2 protein-coding genes are annotated in these 3,773 nt (G+C 73.4%); both read right to left on the bottom strand.

Going from position 1 to position 3,773, the window contains the following annotated elements; genetic code table 11:
- Window positions 1-1,083, bottom strand: a 1,083-nt coding sequence (locus tag CCN39_RS47890; protein ID WP_086853836.1) for a protein kinase family protein, incomplete at its 3' end; no start/stop codon positions are given.
- 79 nt (window positions 1,084-1,162) lie between these two features.
- On the bottom strand, window positions 1,163-2,977 hold the full coding sequence (gene murJ, locus CCN39_RS47885; RefSeq protein WP_143264477.1) for a murein biosynthesis integral membrane protein MurJ: 1,815 nt from the start codon (window positions 2,975-2,977) through the stop codon (window positions 1,163-1,165).
- Window positions 2,978-3,773 lie beyond the last annotated feature (796 nt).

The following is a 3,773-nucleotide window of genomic DNA, read 5'->3' as shown; positions in this document are numbered from 1 at the left end:
CGCCGGCGGCTGGGCGACGTTGATCGTCGGCCCGCTCGCTTTGGAGTCGCCCTGGAAGACGTTGATCAGCATCAGCCCGCCCCAGGCGAGGATGACGACGGTCGCGACCACCAGCACGGTGACGCCGAGGGCGAGCTTGCGCCGCCGGGCGACGTCCTTGACCGGCTTCTTCGTGGTCCAGACGGTGCCTTCGCCCTCGGCCGGGTCGCCGCCGACGGCCTTGATCAGCTGGGTGCGCTCTTCCTCCTCGGCCACTTGGCCGAGCACGCGGAGGATGGCCGCGCTGGTGCGGATGCCGCCGTTGCCGCCGTCCTCGATCGTGCGGACGGCCAGCGACGACAGGTCCGCCGGGACAGTCGGCACCAGCTGACGCGGCGGGACGATCCGGCCCTGCGGCGTCATCGGGGCCGCCGGGATCGCGGGCGGGCCACCGGGCAGCGCCCAGCGGCCGGTCAGCAGCAGGTACAGGACCGCGCCGAGCGCCTTGACGTCGTCGCGCAGCGTCGCCTCCGGCAGCGGGCCGGGGAACGCGAGCTTGAGCGCGCCGTTCGGCGTCAGCCGCAGCCGCTGGGGGTGGTCGAGGCCGAGCACGAGCCCGTTCTGGTGCGCCTGCTCGACGGCTTCGGCCAGCGCCTGCACCATCCGCGCGGCCGCGGCGGGCGCCACCGGCCGCTGCGCGACGAGGTCGACCAGGTCGCTGCCCTTGGTCCACTCCGCGACCACGACGCCGAGCAGGCCTTCGCTCGAGGTGATGCCGCTGCCGAGGGCGAGCACGTCCAGCACGCGGGCGACGCCGCCGTGGCCGAACTTCGACGCGTGCGTCGCGCGCTCGAGCGTCCGCCGGGCCAGCCGGGCGGCTTCGGGATCCGCCGGGTCACCGACCAGCAGGGTCAGCGCGACGTCCCGCTTCAGCTGCCCGTCCCGGGCACGCCAAAGGTGCGCGTCACCCCGCTCGTCCACGCCGAACTGCGCGAGGAGGCGGTAGCGGCCGTCGCCGACCACACGCCCGGGGGCCAGCGATCCGACCTGGGCCTTGCCCACGTGGTTCGCACCCCCCGCCTGTTCGCTCCGCCTCGTGTCCACCCGCACTCTCCCGCTAGCTCCCCGCTCCAAGGTTACCCAGAATACGACGCGGGAGTCGTCGCCTTCCGTACCGCAATCGTTACCCGCGCTTGATCAACCGGGTGAACCTCGAAGTGGCCGGCTTCAGCTCCTCGACCTTGAGGGCCATCAGCACGCCGAACGAGACCACGATGCCCACCACGCTTTGGAGCAGCAGCTTTGCCCAGGCACCCAGCCGAGGCCCGAAGAAGTCCGGCACGAGCTTGCCGGCGACCCACGCCGCGGCCACCCCGAGGACACTCGCCACCACCGTGAACAGAATCACGCCGATCACCCGCTTGCTGCGCAAGTTGCCCAGCGTCACCCAGAGCCAAACCTGGCCGAGGATCGCGCCGACCACGAACGTCAGCGCGTTGACCATCATCACGCCGAGCACGACGTTGTCCGGCGCCAGCAGCACCGGACACAGGTACAGCAGCGGCACCTTGACCAGCGTCATCACGATCATGATCAGCGTCGGCGTGCGGGCGTCCTTCATCGCGTAGAACACGCGCATCTGCAGCATCACCAGCGCGTACGGCAGCAGGGCGAACGCCGAGATCGCCAGCGCGTCGCCGAGCCGCTCGGCCGTTTCGAGCGTGCCCTTGCCGAAGGTGAACAGCGCGATGCCGATCGAGCCGCCGACCACGGTCATCACCGCGGAGATCGGCACGAGCATCACCGTCGAGATCCGGGACGCGTACGACAGGTCGCCGATCAGCTTCTTGTGGTCGCCGTCGGCGGCCGCGCGGCTCATCCGCGGCATGATCGCGGTCAGCAGGGAGACGCCGATGACGCCGTACGGCAGCTGGAAGAGCAGCCAGGCGTTGCTGTAGGCCGTCACCCCACCGGGCGAACCACTGGTCAGCACGCGCGTGTTGATCGTGTAGCCGATCTGGCTCACCGCGACGTAGCCGAGGATCCACAGCGCGAGGCCGCCGAACTCCTTCATCTGCTTGTCGATGCCCCAGCGCCACTTGAACCGGAAGCCCGAGCGCAGCAGCGGCGGGATCAGCAGCAGCGCCTGGGCGACGATGCCGCCGGTGACGCCGATGCCCAGCGTCAGCACCTTGGGGTCGGTGATCGAGACGTTCCCGGTGTCGATGTCGCCCGGCATGATCCAGACGACCAGGATCGTGAAGATGACGACCAGGTTGTTGATCACCGGGGCCCACGCCGTCGGGCCGAAGATCTGCTTGGCGTTGAGCACGGCCGAGAGCAGCGCGAAGACGCCGTAGAAGAAGATTTCGGGCAGCAGCAGGTAGGCGAACGCCGTGGTCAGGTCCGCGCTGGCCTTGCCGGAAGAGTCGACGTAGAGACTCGTGAACGCCGGTGCGGCGATCACCGCGACCACCGTGCCGACCAGCAGCAGCGAGAACGCCACCGTGATGAGCCGCTGGGTGTAGGCCGTGCCGCCGTCGGGGTCGTCCTGCGAGCGCACCAGCAGCGGCACCACCACACTGGCGAGCACGCCACCCATCAGCAGCTCGAAGATGATGTTCGGCATCGTGTTGGCGACGTTGAACGAGTCGTTCGCGATGCCCTGGCCGATCGCGCCGACCAGCAGCAGCTTCCACAGGAAGCCGGTGATCCGGCTGATCAGCGACGCGATGGCCATCCGCCCGGACGCCTTCGCCAGCGACGGCGCCTTGGCCGGGGCCTCCGGCGCTTCCCCGTCCGGCCGGGGCTTGACCAGCGGCCCCTTGAGCGCCGGCATGACCTGGGTGGCCAGCGCGTCGTACGGCCGCATGACGTCGGGGTCGGCGACCGGCCAGCGCGAGTTCATCGGGACGCCGGCGGTGCGCGGGATGAACCGCGTCGCCTCCGGGTCCGGTGGGCGCTGGGCCTGCTTGGCCTCCTCCTGCCACGGCCGCACCGGCGCCGGGCGCCGGGAGCCACGGCCACGCGGCGGGACCGGCGTACCCGGCGGCGGGGTGCCGGGACCGAGCGCCGGATTGCCGGGCGGCGGGGTCGCGGGCGGGTTCGGCTGCGGGAGCCGCCCCTGGTGCGGAGCCGGGCCCGGCGGCTGGACGGGCTGCGGGCCGCTTTGCTGCGGTGCGACCGGCTGCGCCCCGCTCTGCGGCGGCAGGCCCGGCGGCGGTTTGCCCGGCGACACGACCGGCTGAGCGCCGCTCAGCGGCTGGCCCGGCGGCGGCACGGCCGGCTGTCCCCCACCGTGCGGTGGCAGGCCCGGCTGGGGGTTGCCCGGCTGCGCGCCACCGTGCGGCTGGGGGGTGCCCGGCGGCGCGACCGGCGGTGCCCCGCTGTGCGGTGGCAAGCCCGGTTGCGGGTTGCCCGGCGGTGCCACCGGCTGCGCCCCGCTGTGCGGCGGCACGGGCTGGACCCGCGTCGGTGCCGGGCCGGCGGCGCGCGGCGGCCGGCCACCCGGCGGCGGAACCCGGCGCGGCGGCTGGTCCTCGCGGAGGGCGCGATCGTCGTGCGGGCCGCGGTCGTCGCGGGGCCAGTCGTCGCGCGGCCGGTCGCCACGGGGGCCGCCCTCGCGGGCCGGGAACTCGTCCGCGGCCGGGCCGCGAGGGGGCCGCTGGTCGCGGGGCGGCAGGTCGTCCGGCGCCGGCCGGACGCCGCGTGCGGCGCGCTGGTCGCGGACCGGGCGGTCGTCGCCGGGTGCGTGGTCGCGGGCCGGGTGGTCGTCCGCGGCCGGGCGGTCGCCG

Source organism: Amycolatopsis kentuckyensis (assembly GCF_002155975.1).
GTDB lineage: Bacteria > Actinomycetota > Actinomycetes > Mycobacteriales > Pseudonocardiaceae > Amycolatopsis > Amycolatopsis kentuckyensis.
The sequence above is the reverse complement of the archived record's forward strand: the minus strand, read 5'-3'. Positions and strand labels throughout refer to the sequence as shown.